Annotated in this window: 16 protein-coding genes; all 16 read right to left on the minus strand. The window is 71.5% G+C overall.

The window, feature by feature from the left end; genetic code table 11:
- Positions 1–22: 22 nt before the first annotated feature.
- Positions 23–685: a LuxR C-terminal-related transcriptional regulator gene (locus OG335_RS16825; RefSeq protein ID WP_405011938.1), complete on the minus strand. Its 663-nt coding sequence runs from the start codon at positions 683–685 to the stop codon at positions 23–25.
- A 60-nt stretch (positions 686–745) separates the two neighbouring features.
- Positions 746–1759, minus strand: coding sequence for a polyprenyl synthetase family protein (locus tag OG335_RS16830; protein ID WP_405011939.1), 1014 nt, complete (start codon positions 1757–1759; stop codon positions 746–748).
- Between the two features lie 154 nt (positions 1760–1913).
- Positions 1914–2498 (minus strand): Uma2 family endonuclease, encoded by a 585-nt coding sequence (locus OG335_RS16835; protein WP_405011940.1) that lies wholly within the window; start codon positions 2496–2498, stop codon positions 1914–1916.
- A gap of 151 nt (positions 2499–2649) precedes the next feature.
- A complete protein-coding gene (gene nuoN, locus OG335_RS16840) occupies positions 2650–4287 on the minus strand; it encodes an NADH-quinone oxidoreductase subunit NuoN (RefSeq protein WP_405011941.1) in 1638 nt (545 codons plus the stop codon).
- Complete coding sequence (locus tag OG335_RS16845; protein ID WP_405011942.1) at positions 4284–5900, minus strand: NADH-quinone oxidoreductase subunit M; 1617 nt, start codon at positions 5898–5900, stop codon at positions 4284–4286. Before OG335_RS16845 ends, nuoN begins: the two co-directional genes overlap by 4 nt.
- 34 nt (positions 5901–5934) lie before the next feature.
- Positions 5935–7833, minus strand: a complete 1899-nt coding sequence (nuoL, locus tag OG335_RS16850; protein WP_405011943.1) for an NADH-quinone oxidoreductase subunit L — start codon at positions 7831–7833, stop codon at positions 5935–5937.
- Positions 7834–7846: 13 nt separating this feature from the next.
- Positions 7847–8146, minus strand: a complete 300-nt coding sequence (gene nuoK, locus OG335_RS16855) for an NADH-quinone oxidoreductase subunit NuoK (RefSeq protein ID WP_405011944.1) — start codon at positions 8144–8146, stop codon at positions 7847–7849.
- Entirely contained in the window at positions 8143–8991 is an 849-nt protein-coding gene (locus tag OG335_RS16860; RefSeq protein ID WP_405011945.1) for an NADH-quinone oxidoreductase subunit J, read from the minus strand. Before OG335_RS16860 ends, nuoK begins: the two co-directional genes overlap by 4 nt.
- Complete coding sequence (nuoI, locus tag OG335_RS16865; RefSeq protein ID WP_405011946.1) at positions 8988–9572, minus strand: NADH-quinone oxidoreductase subunit NuoI; 585 nt, start codon at positions 9570–9572, stop codon at positions 8988–8990. Before nuoI ends, OG335_RS16860 begins: the two co-directional genes overlap by 4 nt.
- A 6-nt stretch (positions 9573–9578) precedes the next feature.
- Entirely contained in the window at positions 9579–10907 is a 1329-nt protein-coding gene (nuoH, locus tag OG335_RS16870; RefSeq protein WP_405011947.1) for an NADH-quinone oxidoreductase subunit NuoH, read from the minus strand.
- Entirely contained in the window at positions 10907–13345 is a 2439-nt protein-coding gene (locus tag OG335_RS16875) for an NADH-quinone oxidoreductase subunit G (protein WP_405011948.1), read from the minus strand. Before OG335_RS16875 ends, nuoH begins: the two co-directional genes overlap by 1 nt.
- The gene (nuoF, locus tag OG335_RS16880; RefSeq protein ID WP_405011949.1) at positions 13342–14700 is read right to left on the minus strand and encodes an NADH-quinone oxidoreductase subunit NuoF; all 1359 of its coding nucleotides are present in this window, start codon (positions 14698–14700) and stop codon (positions 13342–13344) included. Before nuoF ends, OG335_RS16875 begins: the two co-directional genes overlap by 4 nt.
- A complete protein-coding gene (nuoE, locus tag OG335_RS16885; RefSeq protein WP_405011950.1) occupies positions 14700–15440 on the minus strand; it encodes an NADH-quinone oxidoreductase subunit NuoE in 741 nt (246 codons plus the stop codon). Before nuoE ends, nuoF begins: the two co-directional genes overlap by 1 nt.
- On the minus strand, positions 15437–16768 hold the full coding sequence (locus OG335_RS16890) for an NADH-quinone oxidoreductase subunit D (RefSeq protein WP_405011951.1): 1332 nt from the start codon (positions 16766–16768) through the stop codon (positions 15437–15439). Before OG335_RS16890 ends, nuoE begins: the two co-directional genes overlap by 4 nt.
- Positions 16768–17499 (minus strand): NADH-quinone oxidoreductase subunit C, encoded by a 732-nt coding sequence (locus OG335_RS16895; protein WP_405011952.1) that lies wholly within the window; start codon positions 17497–17499, stop codon positions 16768–16770. The genes OG335_RS16890 and OG335_RS16895 overlap by 1 nt, the downstream gene beginning before the upstream one ends.
- Positions 17496–18050 carry a NuoB/complex I 20 kDa subunit family protein gene (locus tag OG335_RS16900; RefSeq protein ID WP_405011953.1) on the minus strand — a complete coding sequence of 185 codons (555 nt, stop codon included), beginning with the start codon at positions 18048–18050 and terminating at the stop codon, positions 17496–17498. The genes OG335_RS16895 and OG335_RS16900 overlap by 4 nt, the downstream gene beginning before the upstream one ends.
- Positions 18051–18083 lie beyond the last annotated feature (33 nt).

Raw genomic sequence — 18083 nt, forward strand, 5'->3', positions numbered from 1 at the left:
TTCGCTCTGGACACCGCCCGGCTCAGGACTCCAGATAGGTGAGCACCGCGAGCACCCGGCGGTGGTCCTCCGGGCTCTGGGCCAGGCCGAGCTTGAGGAAGATGTTGCTGACGTGCTTCTCCACCGCGCCGTCCGAGACGACCAGCTGCCGGGCGACGGCCGCGTTGGTGCGGCCCTCCGCCATCAGCCCCAGCACCTCCCGCTCGCGCGGCGTGAGGCCCTCCAGCACGTCGCCGCGGCGGCTGCGGCTGAGCAGCTGCTGGACGACCTCCGGGTCGAGCGCGGTGCCGCCGCCGGCGACCCGCACCACGGCGTCGACGAACTCGCGGACCTCCGCGACCCGGTCCTTCAGGAGGTAGCCGACACCCCGGGTGGAGCCGGCGAGCAGCTCGCCCGCGTACTGCTCCTCGACGTACTGCGACAGCACCAGCACGCCGAGCTCCGGGTAGAGGCCGCGCAGCGCCACGCAGGCGCGGACGCCCTCGTCGGTGTGGGTGGGCGGCATCCGGACGTCCGCGACGACGACGTCGGGCAGGGCGTCGGCCGCGGCCAGGTCGTGGACGGCCTTCAGCAGCGCCTCGCCGTCCCCGACACCGGCGACGACCTCCAGGCCGCGGTCGGTGAGGAGCCGGGTCAGGCCCTCCCGCAGGAGTACGGAGTCCTCGGCGATGACGACGCGAAGCATGGCTGGTGGCCCTTCGGTGGAGCGGGACGGGACCGGCCCAGTCTTCCGCATCCCCGGCGGTCACATGGTGCGAATGGCCACCGCATCGCACAGGCCCTGCAGCGCCGCCTTGGCGGGACACTCGGGCAGCGGGGCGAGGAGCGCGCGGGCCTCCTCGGCGTAGCGGAGGGTCTCGCGGCGGGCCCGCTCCAGCGCCGGGTGGCGGCGCAGCAGGCGCAGGGCCTCGGCGTGCGCGGCGTCGTCGTCGGCGAGGTCGCCGGCGAGCAGCTCGCGCAGCCGGGCGTCCTCGGGGTCGTCCTGGTCGGGCGGGGTCTGGCGCAGGAGGAGCACCGGCAGGGTGGGGACGCCCTCGCGGAGGTCGGTGCCGGGGGTCTTGCCGGACTCGTGGCCGTCGCTGGCGATGTCGAGGACGTCGTCGGCGAGCTGGAAGGCGGTGCCCATGCGCTCGCCGTACTGGGTGAGGATCTCGACGATCCACGGCTCGGCGCCGGCCATCAGGGCGCCGAAGCGGCCGGAGACGGCGATCAGCGAGCCGGTCTTGCCGGCGATGACGTCGAGGTAGTGCTGCAGCGGGTCGTCGCCGGGGCGGGGGCCCGCCGTCTCCAGGATCTGGCCGGTGACGAGCCGCTCGAAGGCGTCGGCCTGGATGCGGACGGCCTCGGGGCCGAGGTCGGCGAGCACCTGGGAGGCGCGGGAGAAGAGGAAGTCGCCGGTGAGGATGGCGACGGAGTTGTCCCAGCGGGAGTTCGCGCTGGGGGCGCCGCGGCGCACCGGGGCCTCGTCCATCACGTCGTCGTGGTAGAGCGTCGCGAGGTGGGTGAGCTCGACGACGACGGCGGACGGCACGACGCCGGGCGCGTACGGGTCGCCGAACTGCGCGGCGAGCATCACCAGCAGCGGACGGAACCGCTTGCCGCCCGCCTCGATGAGGTGGCTGGCGGTCACGGTGATGAACGGGACCTCGCTCTTGACCGTCTCGGCGAGCGCCGCTTCGACGGCGTCCATCCCGGCCTGGACGTCCCGGGTCAAGTCGCGATCCTGCACGGTCAGCCCGAAGGGCCCCACGACGGTCACGAAGACCACTCCTGTCCCTGGTCGATCCCAGCGGCCTGGTCCCTGGTCGCCGCCTCCTGCACGTACTAGGCAGGGTATCCGGTCGGGAGTGGATCACTGCACGGGCGTGCGGGTCCGGCCGCCGTGTGCAGGTCGGGAGCGGGCCCGGGAGGGATCAGGACGGGAACATCCGGGCGAGGTCGATCTCCACCGGGAAGGGGTACGCGGTGCTCAGCTTGCCGGTGTGCACGGCGGTGCCGGGCGCGGGGGCGTAGACGCCGGTCTCCTCGTCGAGGTGGAACTCGTACACCGCCGGGAGGTCGTCCTCGCCGCGCTCGACCCGCCAGAAGAACGGCACGCCGGCCTCGGCGTACAGGCCGGGCTTGCGGAAGCGGTCGTCGCCGCGGGAGCCGTGCGAGACGACCTCGACGGCGAGCGCGACGGAGGCGACGGGGACGCACTCCAGGGTGAAGAAGTCGAGCCCGGTGCGGTCGAAGACGACGACGTCGGGCTTGGGCGGGTTGTAGGCGTCGACGAGGACGCAGCGCTCGGAGTTCACCTCGTACGGGTCGCGCCGGGAGCTCTCCAGAGCGAAGTAGAGCTTGTCCCGCACCGTGTCGTGCCACTGGTTGGTCATGCCGCGGACCACGATCGCCCCGTCCACCAAGTCGAACTCGAAGGGCAGATCGAGGTTCTTGACCTGGTCGTACGTCCAGCCGTCGGCGGGTGGGTACATCCAGTCGAGCGGTTCGGCGGTCATGGTCACCTCCCTGAGCCCAGTGTATGGGCCGAGCCCAGGACGGTCGACGAGTGCCGAACCGTTTCGCCGGGCGCGGATTCACCCTCCGCACACCAGTCCGGCCCCCGCCGTGGTGGCGGGGGCCGGACGGGACGGGCACGGGCGGGCGGGTCTAGCGGACGAAGAGCGACGCCTTCGACGCGAGGTCCAGGAAGTACTGCGGCAGCAGGCCGAGGCCCAGGGTGACCAGCACGCCGACACCGATGACGGTGGCGGTGAGCGGGCTGGGCACGGCCACGGACGCGCCCTGCGGCTGCGGGTCGGAGAAGAACATCAGCACGATGACCCGGATGTAGAAGAACGCCGCGACGGCCGAGCTGAGCACGCCGACGATCACGAGCGGCGTGGCGCCGCCCGCCGCCGCGGCCTGGAAGACCGCGAACTTGCCGGTGAAACCGCTGGTCAGCGGGATGCCCGCGAAGGCCAGCAGGAACAGCGCGAAGACCGCCGCCAGCAGCGGCGAGCGCCGCCCGAGCCCCGCCCAGCTGGACAGGTGCGTCGCCTCCCCCTTCGAGTCGCGCACCAGGGTGACCACGGCGAACGCGCCGAGCGTCACGAAGGAGTACGCGAGCAGGTAGAAGAGGACGGCGCTCAGACCCTGCCGGTTGGTGGCGATGACACCGGTCAGGATGAAGCCGGCGTGCGCGACGGACGAGTACGCGAGCAGCCGCTTCACGTCCTGCTGGGTGACGGCCAGGATCGCGCCGACCACCATGGTGAGGATCGCGACGCCCCACATGACCGGCCGCCAGTCCCACTTCAGACCGGGGAACGCCACGTAGAACAGCCGCAGGAAGGCGCCGAACGCCGCCGTCTTGGTGGCCGCCGCCATGAAGCCGGTGACCGGCGTCGGGGCGCCCTGGTACACGTCCGGGGTCCAGGAGTGGAACGGCACGGCGCCGACCTTGAAGAGCAGGCCGACCGAGACCATCGCCAGGCCGATGAGCAGCAGGGCGTCGTTCTGGGTGGTGACGGCGAGCGCCGGGGTGACCGGGGCGACGCCGGAGACGACGTCGGCGATGTCGCCGAGCTGGACGCTGCCCGCGTAGCCGTACAGGAGGGCGATGCCGAAGAGGAAGAACGCCGAGGCGAACGCGCCGAGCAGGAAGTACTTGAGCGCGGCCTCCTGCGAGAGCAGCCGGCGGCGCCGGGCGAGCGCGCAGAGCAGGTAGAGCGGGAGGGAGAAGACCTCCAGCGCCACGAACATCGTCAGCAGGTCGTTGGCGGCCGGGAAGAGCAGCATGCCGCCGACCGCGAAGAGCGTGAGCGGGAAGACCTCGGTGGTGGTGAAGCCCGCCCGGACGGCCTCGCGCTCCTGCTCGCCGCCGGGCACCGAGGCGCCCTGCGCGGTGAAGGCGTCGACGCCGAACCCGTTCAGGCGGGGCTCCAGCCGGCGCTCCGCGTACGTCAGGACGGCGAGCGCGGCGGTGAGCAGGATGACGCCCTGCAGGAACAGCGCCGGGCCGTCGATCGCGACCGCGCCCATCGCCAGCAGGCCCGCCCTGGTGGTGGCGTGGCCCTGCACGGCGAGCACGACCACGGCCGTGAAGGCGGCGCCGATGCCGAGCAGGGCGATGCCGAGCTGGGTGCCGTAGCGGGCCCGGCGCGGCAGGAACGCCTCGGCGAGGATGCCGGCGATCGCGGCGCCGAAGACGATCAGCATCGGGGAGAGCTGGGCGTACTCGACGTGCGGGGCCGGGATGCTGGGGCTGTTGCCGCCCGCAGCAGCGAGCCAATGGGTCGGACTCACTGGTGCTCACCTCCGGTGGTGGCGGCGACCGGGTGGGCCGGTGCCGGGTCGGTCCGGTGGACCTGCGACAGCGTCGCGTCCACCGCCGGGTTGACGATGTCGGTCAGCGGCTTCGGGTAGACGCCGAGCAGCAGGGTGAGTGCCACCAGCGGTGCCACCACGGCGAGTTCGCGGACCTTCAGGTCGGGCATGCCCTCCATGCGGGGCTTGACCGGGCCGGTCATGGTGCGCTGGTACAGCAGCAGCGCGTAGAGCGCGGCGAGCACGATGCCGAAGGTCGCGGCGATGCCGATCGCCGGGTACCGGCTGAACGTGCCGACCAGCACCAGGAACTCGCTGACGAACGGCGCCATGCCGGGCAGCGACAGGGTGGCGAGGCCGCCGATCAGGAACGTGCCGGCGAGCACCGGCGCGACCTTCTGCACGCCGCCGTAGTCGGCGATCAGGCGCGAGCCGCGGCGGGAGATCAGGAAGCCCGCGACGAGCATCCACGCGGCCGTCGAGATGCCGTGGTTGACCATGTACAGCGTCGCGCCGCTCTGGCCCTGGCTGGTCATCGCGAAGATGCCCATGATGATGAAGCCGAAGTGCGAGATCGACGCGTAGGCGACGAGCCGCTTGATGTCCTTCTGCCCGATCGCGACCAGCGCGCCGTAGACGATGCCGACCAGTGCGAGCACGAGGATCGCGGGGGCGAAGGTCTTCGAGGCGTCGGGGAAGAGGCCGAGGCAGAACCGCAGCATCGCGAACGTGCCGACCTTGTCGACCACCGCGGTGATCAGCACGGCCGTTCCGGCGGTGGACTCCCCCATCGCGTTCGGCAGCCAGGTGTGCAGCGGCCAGAGCGGGGCCTTCACCGCGAAGGCGAAGAAGAAGCCGAGGAACAGCGCCTTCTCCGCCACCGGGTCGATGACGAGCCTGCCGTCGGCGACGGCCCCGGCGAGGGTCGGCAGGTCGAAGGTGGCGAGGTTCTGGTCGGCGGCGATCACGTACAGGCCGATCACCGCGGCGAGCATCACCAGGCCGCCGAGCAGGTTGTAGAGCAGGAACTTCACCGCGGCGTAGCTGCGCTGCCGGGCGGAGTCGGGCCCGCCCGCGCGGTCGCCGAAGCCGCCGATCAGGAAGTACATCGGGATCAGCATGGCTTCGAAGAACACGTAGAACACGAAGACGTCGGTGGCCAGGAAGGACACCAGCACCATCGCCTCGACGGCCAGGATCAGGGCGAAGAAGCCCTGGGTGCGGCGCTTGTTCTCGAAGGTGCCCTCGGGCGCGGGCGCAGGGTCGGCGTCGTGCCAGGAGGCCAGCATCACCAGCGGCACGAGCACCGCGGTGAGCAGGGCCAGCACGGCGCCGATGCCGTCGACGCCGAGCGAGAAGCTGATGCCGAAGGAGCGGATCCAGCTGTACGACTCGGTCAGCTGGTAGCGGGCCCCGCCCGGGTCGAAGCGGACCGCGACGACGGCGGCCAGCGCCAGCGTCACCGTGGCGACGGCCACCGCGACGCCCTTGGTGGTGCGCCGCCGGGACTCGCTGGACCCGGCCGGCAGGGCGGCGGTGAGCACCGCGCCGGCCGCGGGGACGGCGCAGGTGGCGGTCAGCAGGTAGCTCATGGCCGGCCTCCCTCAGCACTCATGTGATTTCCCATCAGACCGACCTCATCAGCAGGGTGGTGGCGACCAGCACCAGCGTGCCGCCGAACATGGAGAGGGCGTAGGAGCGGACGAACCCGGTCTGCACCCTCCGCAGCCGGCCGGAGATCCCGCCGACGGTGGCGGCGAGCCCGTTGACGAAGCCGTCCAGGCCGCGGCTGTCGAACCAGACCAGGGTCGCGGCGAGGGCGGTGCCCGGCCGGACGAGGACGGCGTGGTTGAAGTCGTCCTGAAGGAGGTCGCGGCGGGCGGCGCGGGTGAGCGCGGAGCCGACCGGCGGGACGACCGGCACCGGGGAGCGGCCGTACACGGCGTACGCGAGGCCGACGCCCGCCAGCATGCAGACGGTGGTGATCAGGGTGACGGTCGTCGCGGAGAGCGGGGAGTGGCCCTCCTCGAAACCGGTGACCGGCTCCAGCCAGTGCAGGAAGCCCTCGCCGAAGGTGAACAGGCCGCCGAGGAAGACCGAGCCGAAGGCCAGCACGACCATCGGCAGCGTCATGACGGCGGGCGACTCGTGCGGGTGCGGCTCCTCGCCGGTCTCCGGGTCGGGCTGCCAGCGCTTCTCGCCGAAGAAGGTCAGGATCATCACGCGGGTCATGTAGAACGCGGTGACGCCCGCACCGACGAGGGTGCAGAGGCCGAGGATCCAGCCCTCGGTGCCGCCGGCGCCGAACGCCGCCTCGATGATCTTGTCCTTGGAGAAGAAGCCGGACAGGCCGGGAAAGCCGATGATCGCGAGGTAGCCGAGGCCGAAGGTCACGAAGGTGACCGGCATGTACTTCCGCAGGCCGCCGTAGTGGCGCATGTTCACCTCGTCGCCCATGCCGTGCATGACCGATCCGGCGCCGAGGAAGAGCCCGGCCTTGAAGAAGCCGTGCGTCACCAGGTGCATGATCGCGAAGGCGTAGCCGATCGGGCCGAGGCCGGCCGCGAGGATCATGTAGCCGATCTGCGACATGGTCGAGCCGGCCAGCGCCTTCTTGATGTCGTCCTTCGCGCAACCGACGATCGCACCGTAGAGCAGCGTGACCGCGCCGACCACGACGACGGCGAGCCGCGCGTCGGGCGCCAGGTCGAAGACCGCCGAGGAGCGGGTGATCAGGTAGACGCCGGCGGTCACCATCGTCGCCGCGTGGATGAGGGCCGAGACGGGGGTCGGGCCCTCCATCGCGTCGCCGAGCCACGACTGCAGCGGCACCTGGGCCGACTTGCCGCAGGCCGCGAGGAGCAGCATCAGGCCGATCGCCGTCAGCTTGCCCTCGCTCGCCGTGTCGGCCGCGCCGAAGACCGGGCCGAAGGTGAACGAGCCGAACTCCACGAACATCAGCATGATCGCGATGGAGAGGCCCATGTCGCCGACGCGGTTGACGATGAACGCCTTCTTGGCGGCCGTCGCGGCGGCGGGCTTGTGCTGCCAGAAGCCGATGAGCAGGTACGAGGCGAGGCCCACGCCCTCCCAGCCGACGTACAGCAGCAGGTAGTTGTCGGCCAGCACCAGCAGGAGCATGGCGGCCAGGAAGAGGTTGAGGTACCCGAAGAAGCGGCGGCGGCGCTCGTCGTGCGCCATGTAGCCGATCGAGTACACGTGGATCAGCGTGCCGACGCCGGTGATCAGCAGCACGAAGGTCATCGACAACTGGTCGAGCTGGAAGGCGACGTCGGCCTGGAAGCCGTTCACCGGGATCCAGCTGTACAGGTGCTCGGTGACGGCCCGGTCCTCGCCGGGACGGCCGAGCATGTCGGAGAACAGCGCGAGGCCGAGCCCGAAGGACGCCAGGACGGCCAGTGTGCCGATCCAGTGGCCGGCGCGGTCCAGCAGGCGCCCGCCGAGCAGCAGCAGGGCGGCGCCGGCCAGCGGGACCGCGACCAGCAGCGGAATGAGTGAGTTCACCGTGGCCCTCCGCCTACAGCTTCATCAGGTTGCTGTCGTCGACCGAGGCGGTGTGCCTGGTCCGGAAGATGCTCACGATGATGGCGAGGCCGACCACGACCTCGGCCGCCGCGACCACCATGGTGAAGAAGGCGATGATCTGGCCGTCCAGGTTGCCGTGCATCCGGGAGAAGGTGACCAGGGCGAGGTTCGAGGCGTTGAGCATCAGCTCCACGCACATGAACAGCACGATGGCGTTCCGCCGGACGAGCACACCGGACGCGCCGATGGTGAACAACAGGGCGGAGAGATAAAGGTAGTTGACCGGGTTCACGCCTCGCCCTCCTCCTTCTTCGGGACGGTCTCCAGAGCCTTGCGCGGCTCGGGGGGCGTCGGGCGGGACGAGGGGGCGCGGCCGAGCCGGTCGGCGGTGGCCTCCTCCAGCTCGGCCATCCGCCGGAGCATCTCCTGGCTGACGTCGCGGATCTGGCCGCGCTCGCGCAGGGTGGCCATCACCGAGTCCTCGGCGACCGTGCCGTCGGGCAGCAGGCCCGGCACGTCGACCGCGTTGTGCCGGGCGTACACGCCGGGGGCGGGCATCGGCGGCACCTGGATGTTGTCGCGGACGCGCTGCGCGGCCAGCTCACGCTGGGTCTTCGGGGCCTTCACGTGCTCGCGGTGGGTGAGCACCATGGCGCCGATCGCCGCGGTGATCAGCAGCGCGCCGGTCACCTCGAACGCCCAGACGTACTTGGTGAAGATGAGCCGGGCCAGGCCCTGCACGTTGCCCTCGGCGTTGGCCTCCGAGAGGCCGGTGAAGTCCTTCAGCTTCGCGTTGGCGAGGCCGGCGACGAGCACCACGCCGAAGCCCAGCCCGCAGAGCACCGCGGCGAGCCGCTGGCCCTTCAGCTGCTCCTTCAGCGAGTCGGCGCTCGTGACGCCGACCAGCATCACGACGAACAGGAAGAGCATCATGATCGCGCCGGTGTAGACGACGATCTGCACCACGCCCAGGAACACCGCGCCCTGCGCCAGGTAGCAGACCGCCAGCGCCAGCATCGTCGCGGCGAGGCAGAGTGCGCTGTGCACCGCCTTCTTCATCAGCAGCATGCCGAGCGCACCGCCGACGGCGATCACCGCGAGGATCCAGAACTGGACGGCCTCTCCGGTGGAGGTCATGACTGCGCCTCCTTCTCGTGCTGGTGCCGCTCCTGCTGCACCGTGCCGGGCGCCGCCGCAGTGATCTCGCCCCGGTAGTAGGCCTGCTCGTCGGTGCCGGGGTGGATGGCGTGCGGACTGTCGACCATCCCCTCGGTGAGCCCGACGAGCAGCTGCTCCTTGGTGAAGATCAGGTCGGCCCGGGAGGAGTCGGCCAGCTCGTACTCGTTGGTCATGGTGAGCGCCCGCGTCGGGCAGGCCTCGATGCACAGGCCGCACAGGATGCAGCGGGCGTAGTTGATCTGGTAGACGGCGCCGTACCGCTCGCCGGGCGAGTACCGCTCGTCGTCGTGGTTGTCGGCGCCCTCGACGTAGATGGCGTCGGCCGGGCAGGCCCAGGCGCACAGCTCGCAGCCGACGCACTTCTCCAGGCCGTCGGGGTGCCGGTTCAGCTGGTGGCGGCCGTGGAAGCGGGGAGCGGTGTCCTTCTTCTGCTCCGGGTACTGCTCGGTGAGCCGCTTCTTGAACATGGCCTTGAAGGTCACGCCGAAGCCGGCGGCCGGGCCGAGGATCGAGGGCTTGTCCGTGTCGTCGGACGGCATACCGGCTCAGCTCCCTTCGGAATGGTCGGCCCCGTTGAGGGCGTCCTGGAGTTGCGGGGCGCGACTGCGCCGGCGGGGCACCGGCGGCAGTTCCTGGCCGGGCAGCGGCGGCACCGGGTAGCCGCCCGCCATCGGGTCGAACGCGGCGGGTTCGGCGGGCTGTTCGGCGGCGGGCTTGCGCCGCACGAGGTCCCAGACCAGGGCCAGCAGCAGCACCGCGGCGATCGGGGCGCCCACGTACAGCACCACGTTGGCGAAGTCGTAGCCCTCGTTGCGCAGCGCCCGGACGCTGGCCACCATCACCAGCCACACCAGCGAGACCGGGATGAGGACCTTCCACCCGAGCTTCATGAACTGGTCGTAGCGCAGGCGGGGCAGCGTGCCGCGCAGCCAGATGAAGAAGAACAGCAGCAGCTGGATCTTCAGGACGATCCACAGCATCGGCCACCAGCCGTGGTTGGCGCCCTCCCAGAAGGTCGAGATCGGCCAGGGGGCGCGCCAGCCGCCGAGGAAGAGCGTGGACGCGACGGCGGAGACGGTGACCATGTTGACGTACTCGGCCAGCATGAACATCGCGAACTTCAGCGAGGAGTACTCGGTGTTGAAGCCGCCGACCAGCTCGCCCTCGGCCTCCGGGAGGTCGAACGGCGCCCGGTTGGTCTCGCCGACCATCGCGATGACGTAGACGATGAACGACACCGGCAGCAGCACCGCGAACCACGTGGGCTGCTGCGAGGCGACGATCTCCGAGGTCGACATCGAGCCGGAGTAGATGAACACCGCCGCGAACGACAGGCCCATCGCGATCTCGTAGCTGATCATCTGGGCGGAGGAGCGGATGCCGCCGAGCAGCGGGTACGTCGACCCGGACGACCAGCCGGCCAGCACGATGCCGTAGATGCCGACGGAGGCGGTCGCCAGGATGTACAGCAGGGCGATCGGCAGGTCGGTGAGCTGCAGCGGGGTGCGGGTGCCGAAGATCGACACCTCGTTGTCGGCCGGGCCGAACGGGATCACCGCGAAGGCCATGAACGCGGGGATCGCCGCGACGATCGGCGCCAGGACGTAGACCACCTTGTCGGCCCCGGTGACGACCAGGTCCTCCTTGAGGGCCAGCTTGATGCCGTCGGCGAGCGACTGCAGCAGGCCCCAGGGACCGTGCCGGTTCGGGCCGATGCGCAGCTGCATCCAGGCGACGACCTTGCGCTCCCACACGATCGCGATCAGCACGGTGCCGACCAGGAAGGCGAAGCAGAAGACCGCCTTCAGCAGCACCAGCCACCAGGGGTCGCGGCCGAAGAAGCCGAGGGTCTCGTAGGCAGCGAGAGTGTGCATCACGCCTCCTGTGCCGGGGCGATGGTGACCAGGTGGCCGACGGTGGTGCCGAGCGTGCGCTGGGCGCCGCCCGGGGTGGAGTTGAGGGGCAGCCAGACGGTGCGGTCGGGCAGTCCGTCGGTGACCTCCAGCGGCAGCACCACGGAGCCGGCCGGGCCGGTGACCCGCAGGGCCGTGCCCGCGCCGATCTCGGCGGCCGTGGTCGGCGAGAGCCGGGCGACGACGGGGTGCCGGGTGGCGGCGAGGTGGGTGTCGCCGTCCTGGAGGGAGCCGTGGTCGAGCAGCATCCGGTGGCCGGCGAGCACGGCCTGGCCGGTGGCCGGGCGGGGCAGCGGGGCGGGATGCGTGGAGGGGGCGGCCGTGCGGTCGCCCGTCCAGGGGGTGAGGCGGTCGAGCTCCAGGCGGGCGGCGCGGACGTCCGGCAGGCCGAGCGGCGTGCCGAGCGCGTCGGCCAGCATGTTCAGCACCCGCACGTCGGAGTGCAGCCGGCGCTGCATCAGCTGGTCGGGCTTGAGCGCCGGCTCGAACATCCGGGCCCGGCCCTCCCAGTCGAGGAAGGTGCCGGCCTTCTCGGCGACCGCGGCGACCGGCAGCACCACGTCGGCGTGCGCGGTGACGAGGGACGGCCGCAGCTCCAGGGAGACGACGAACGCGGCGCGGGTCAGCGCCTCGTCGGCGAGCGCCGGGTCCGGCAGGTCGTCGAGCCCGACACCGCCGACGAGCAGCGCGTCGAGCTCGCCGCCGGCGGTGGCGGCCAGGATCTGGTCGGTGTCGCGGCCGAGCCGGGACGGCAGGCCGGGCACGCCCCAGACGGCGGCGGCCTCGGCGCGGGCGGCGAGCACCGTCACCGGGCGGCCGCCGGGCAGCAGCCCGGGCAGCGCGCCGGCCTCGACGGCGCCGCGCTCGCCGGCCCTGCGGGGGATCCAGGCGAGCGTCGCGCCGGTCGCGTGGGCGAGCTTCAGGGCCGCGGTGAGGCCACCGGTGACGGCGGCGAGCCGCTCGCCGACGAGGATCACCGAGCCGGGCGAGCGGAGCGCGTCGGCGGCCCGGCCGGCGTCGTCGGCGAGCACATCGTCGCCGGCCAGCGCGGTCAGCCACTCGGCCTCGGTGCCGGGGGCGGCGGGCAGCAGGGCCCCGCGCAGCTTGGTCAGGCCGCGGGTGGCGTGGGTGGCGATCGCGTACACCCGCTGGCCCCTGGCGCGGACGGCCTTGCGCAGGCGCAGGAAGACGATCGGCGACTCCTCCTCGGGCTCCAGCCCGGCGAGGAGGACGGCGGGGGCGTCCTCCAGTGCGGTGTAGGAGACGCCGGTGCCGTCGAGGTCGACGCCGTGCCCGGCGACGGCGGCGGCCAGGAAGTCGGCCTCCTCGCCGCTGTGCGGGCGGGCCCGGAAGTCGACGTCGTTGGTGCCGAGCACGACGCGGGCGAACTTGCCGTACGCGTAGGCGTCCTCGACGGTGGTGCGGCCGCCCGCGAGGACGCCCGTGCGGGCGCCGCGCAGCCCCTCGGCGGCCCGGGCGAGGGCCTCGGGCCAGGAGGCGGCGACGAGTTCACCGCTGGCGGGGTCGCGGACGAGCGGGGTGCCGAGGCGGTCGCGCTGCTGGGCGTAGCGGAACGCGAACCGGCCCTTGTCGCAGCTCCACTCCTCGTTGACCTCCGGCTCATCGCCGGCGAGGCGGCGCATGACCTTGCCGCGGCGGTGGTCGGTGCGCAGCGAGCAGCCGGAGGAGCAGTGCTCGCAGACGCTCGGGGAGGAGACGAGGTCGAACGGGCGGGAGCGGAAGCGGTAGGCGGCCGAGGTGAGGGCGCCGACCGGGCAGATCTGGATGGTGTTGCCGGAGAAGTACGAGTGGAAGTCGTCGCCCTCGCCGGTGCCGACCTGCTGGAGGGCGCCGCGTTCGACGAGGTCGATGAAGGGGTCGCCGGCGATCTGCTGGGAGAAGCGGGTGCAGCGGGCGCAGAGCACGCAGCGCTCGCGGTCGAGCAGCACCTGGGCGGAGATCGGCACGGGCTTGGCGTAGGTGCGCTTCATGCCGTCGAAGCGGGTGTCGGCGTCGCCGGTCGCCATGGCCTGGTTCTGCAGGGGGCATTCGCCGCCCTTGTCGCAGACCGGACAGTCGAGCGGGTGGTTGATCAGCAGCAGCTCCATGACGCCGCGTTGGGCCTTCTCGGCGACCGGCGAGCTGAGGTGGGTGCGCACCACCATGCCGTCGGCGACCGGGATCGTGCACGACGCGACCGGCTTGCGCTGGCCCTCGATCTCGACGATGCACTGGCGGCAGGCGCCGGCGGGGTCGAGCAGCGGGTGGTCGCAGAAGCGCGGGATCTGGGTGCCGATCTGCTCGGCGGCGCGGATGACCAGGGTGCCCTTGGGCACCGTGACCTCGACGCCGTCGATGGTGAGCGTGACGAGGTCGGTGCTTGTCTCGGTGACGGTCACGCGTGCACCTCCCTCTCGGTGGCGGACTCGTGGGTGGCGGCCCGGCCGGCCCAGACGGTGGAGGCGGCCGGGTCGAGCGGGCAGCGGCGCTCGGTGATGTGCTGCTCGTACTCCTCGCGGAAGTACTGGAGCGAGGAGACGATGGGGCTGGCGGCGCCGTCGCCGAGCGCGCAGAACGACTTGCCGTTGATGTTGTCGGCGATGTCGAGGAGCTTCTCCAGGTCGCCCTCGTGGCCCTGGCCGGCCTCGATCCGCTTGAGGAGCTGGACGAGCCAGTAGGTGCCCTCGCGGCAGGGGGTGCACTTGCCGCACGACTCGTGGGCGTAGAACTCGGTCCACCGGGTGACGGCGCGGACCACGCAGGTGGTCTCGTCGAAGACCTGGAGGGCCTTGGTGCCGAGCATGGAGCCGGCGGCGGCGACGCCCTCGTAGTCGAGGGGCACGTCGAGGTGGGCGTCGGTGAACATCGGGGTGGACGAGCCGCCCGGGGTCCAGAACTTGAGCCGGTGGCCGGCGCGGACGCCGCCGGTGATGTCGAGGAGCTGGCGCAGGGTGATGCCGAGCGGCGCCTCGTACTGGCCGGGGTTGGTGACGTGGCCGGAGAGCGAGTAGAGCGTGAAGCCGGGTGACTTCTCGCTGCCGAGGCCCTTGAACCACTCCTTGCCGCGGCTGAGGATCGGCGGCACGGACGCGATCGACTCGACGTTGTTGACGACGGTCGGGCAGGCGTACAGGCCGGCGATGGCGGGGAACGGCGGGCGCAGCCGGGGCTGGCCGCGGCGGCCCTCCAGGGAGTCGAGGAGGGCGGTCTCCTCACCGCAGATGTACGCGCCGGCGCCGACGTGCACGGTGATGTCGAGGTCGGTGCCGGAGCCGAGGACGTCCTTGCCGAGGTAGCCGGCCTCGTAGGCCTCGGCGACGGCGGCCTGGAGGCGCCGCAGCACGGGCACGACCTCGCCGCGCAGGTAGATGAAGGCGTGGTTGCAGCGGATCGCGTACGACGCGATGATCATGCCTTCGATCAGGCTGTGCGGGTTGGCGAAGAGCAGCGGGATGTCCTTGCAGGTGCCCGGCTCGGACTCGTCGGCGTTGACGACGAGGTAGTGCGGCTTGCCGTCGTTCTGCGGGATGAACTGCCACTTCATGCCGGTGGGGAAGCCTGCGCCGCCGCGGCCGCGGAGACCGGAGTCCTTGACGAGCGCGATGACGTCGTCGGGCGGCATGGCGAGGGCGGCGCGCAGGCCGGCGTAGCCGTCGTGGCGGAGGTACGTGTCGAGGGTCCAGGGCCGGTCGTCGTCCCAGGATGCGGAGAGGACCGGCGTCAGGAGCTTCTCGGCCGGTTCGGCGGAGGTCATCACGCTTCGGTCCCTTCGTGCCGGGGGGCGACCACCTTGGCGCCCGGGGTGCCGGGCAGGGCCTCGCCCTTGGCGAGGCGGAGGCCGGCGAGGGAGGGGTCCCCGCCGGCGCCGGACTCGTCGACGGCGCCGGGGCGGGCGTCGGCGAAGCCGGCGAGGATGCGGGAGGTCTCCTTGAACGAGCAGAGCTTGGCGCCGCGGGTGGGGCTGACCTCGCGGCCGGCCCGCAGGTCGTCGACGAGCTTGCGGGCGCTGTCGGGCGTCTGGTTGTCGAAGAACTCCCAGTTGACCATCACCACGGGGGCGTAGTCGCAGGCCGCGTTGCACTCGATGTGCTCGATGGAGATCGCGCCGTCGCCGGTGGTCTCGTTGTTGTCGACGCCGAGGTGCTGCTTGAGCTCGTCGAAGATCTGGTCGCCGCCGAGGACGGCGCACAGGGTGTTGGTGCAGACGCCCACGTGGTAGTCGCCGGCGGGCCGGCGGCGGTACATCGTGTAGAAGGTGGCGACGGCGGTGACCTCGGCGGTGGTGAGGTCGAGCTGCTCGGCGCAGAACCGGATGCCGGTCGGCGTGACGCAGCCGTCCTCGGCCTGCACGAGGTGCAGGAGCGGGAGCAGTGCGGAGCGGGCCTGCGGGTAGCGGCCGACGAGTTCCGCGGCGTCGGCGGCGAGGCGCTGGTGCACCTCCGCGGGGTAGGGCTTGGCCGGCAGTGCCGGCAGCCCGAGTTCGACGTTGGTCACCGGTCCACGCCTCCCATCACCGGGTCGATCCCGGCCACTGCGACGATGACGTCGGCGACCTGGCCGCCCTCGCACATCGCCGCCATCGTCTGCAGGTTGGTGAACGAGGGGTCGCGGAAGTGCACCCGGTAGGGCCGGGTGCCTCCGTCGCTGACCACGTGCACCCCGAGTTCGCCCTTGGCCGACTCGACGGCCGCGTAGGCCTGGCCGACGGGCACCCGGAAGCCCTCGGTGACCAGCTTGAAGTGGTGGATCAGGGCCTCCATGGAGGTGCCCATGATCTTCCGGATGTGGTCGAGGGAGTTGCCCATGCCGTCGGGGCCGACGGAGAGCTGGGCGGGCCAGGCGATCTTCTTGTCGCCGACCATGACCGGGCCGGGGGCGAGCCGGTCGAGGCACTGCTCGACGATCCGCAGCGACTCCTTCATCTCCTCCAGGCGGATGATGAAACGCCCGTAGGAGTCGGCGGTGTCGGCGGTGGCGACCTCGAAGTCGTAGTTCTCGTACCCGCAGTACGGGTCGGACTTGCGGAGGTCGTGCGGCAGGCCGGTGGCGCGCAGGATCGGGCCGGTGGCGCCGAGGGCGAGGCAGCCCGCCAGGTCGAGGTGGCCGACGTCGACCAGCCGGGCCTTGAACACCGGGTTGGTGGTGGCGAGTTTGTCGTACTCGTGCATGCGGGAGCGGAAGAGCTTGACCGCTTCGCGGATCTGGTCGACGGCGCCGGGCGGCAGGTCCTGGGCGAGGCCGCCGGGGCGGATGTACGCGTGGTTCATCCGCAGGCCGGTGACGAGTTCGAAGACGTCGAGGATCAGCTCGCGGTCGCGGAAGCCGTAGATCATCAGGGTGGTGGAGCCGATCTCCATGCCGCCGGTGGCGAGCGCCACGAGGTGCGAGGAGATGCGGTTGAGCTCCATCATGAGAACGCGGACGACGCTCGCGCGCTCGGGTACGTCGTCGGTGATGCCGAGGAGCTTCTCGACGGCGAGGCAGTAGGCGGTCTCGTTGAACAGCGGCGTCAGGTAGTCCATGCGGGTCACGAAGGTGGTGCCCTGGACCCAGTTCCGGAACTCCATGTTCTTCTCGATGCCGGTGTGCAGGTAGCCGATGCCGCAGCGGGCCTCGGTGACCGTCTCGCCGTCGATCTCCAGGATGAGCCGGAGCACGCCGTGCGTGGACGGGTGCTGCGGGCCCATGTTGACGATGATCCGCTCGTCGTCGGCGCGGGCGACGGCGTCGACGACCTCGCCCCAGTCGCCGCCGGTGACGGTGAAGACGCGCCCTTCGGTGGTGTCGCGGGCGCCGGCCTCTTCGAAGTGTTGAGTGCTCATCAGCTGTACGACCTCCGCTGGTCGGGCGCCGGGATCTGGGCGCCCTTGTACTCGACGGGGATGCCACCGAGCGGGTAGTCCTTGCGCTGCGGGTGGCCCAGCCAGTCGTCGGGCATCATGATCCGGGTGAGGGCGGGGTGGCCGTCGAAGACGAGGCCGAAGAAGTCGTAGGCCTCGCGCTCGTGCCAGTCGTTGGTGGGGTACACGCTGACGACGGACGGCACGTGCGGGTCGGCGTCCGGCGCGGTGACCTCGACGCGGATCAGCCGGTTGTGGGTGATCGAGCGCAGGTGGTAGACGGCGTGCAGTTCGCGGCCGGTGTCGGCCGGGTAGTGGACGCCGCTCACGCCGAGGCAGAGCTCGAAGCGGAGCGCCGGGTCGTCGCGCAGGGTGCGGGCGGTCTGCAGGAGGTGCTCGCGGGCCACGGAGAAGGAGAGTTCGCCGCGGTCGACGACGGTCTTCTCGATGACCTCCGCCGGGTCGAGGCCCTGCTCCTCCAGGGCGCCCTCCAGTTCGTCGGCGACCTCGTCGAACCAGCCGCCGTACGGGCGGGTGCTCGCGGGGGGCAGGACGATCGGGCGGGCGAGGCCGCCGAAGCCGGAGGTGTCGCCGGTGCCCTGGGCGCCGAACATGCCCTGGCGGCGGCCGACGACCTCGACCGGGATCTCCTTGCGGGTGGCGGGCACGGTCTCGGGGGTGCCGCCGGGCGGGGTGGTGCCGGGCTCGCTCATCGCAGCAGACCCCGCATCTCGCTGACCGGGGTGGCCTGCAGGGCGAACTCCTCGGCCTGCTCCTCCTCGCGGCGGCGGTTCACGCCGAGCTTCTCGTGCTGGATCTTGTCGTGGAGCTTGATGATCGCGTCCAGCAGCATCTCCGGGCGGGGCGGGCAGCCCGGCAGGTAGATGTCGACGGGCACGATGTGGTCGACGCCCTGGACGATCGCGTAGTTGTTGAACATGCCCCCCGAGGAGGCGCAGACGCCCATCGAGATGACCCACTTCGGGTTCGGCATCTGGTCGTAGACCTGCCGCAGCACCGGCGCCATCTTCTGGCTGACGCGTCCGGCGACGATCATCAGGTCGGCCTGCCGCGGCGAGCCGCGGAACACCTCCATGCCGAACCGGGCCAGGTCGTAGCGGCCGGCGCCGGTCGTCATCATCTCGATCGCGCAGCAGGCCAGACCGAAGGTGGCGGGGAAGACCGACGCCTTCCGCACCCACCCAGCGGCGGCCTCCACGCTGGTGAGCAGAAAGCCGCTCGGCAGCTTCTCCTCGATACCCATCAGATCCCTCTCAATGCCCTCAAGTCCGGTGGC

It is taken from the genome of Kitasatospora sp. NBC_01539 (assembly GCF_045040525.1).
In the GTDB taxonomy this organism is placed as follows: domain Bacteria; phylum Actinomycetota; class Actinomycetes; order Streptomycetales; family Streptomycetaceae; genus Kitasatospora.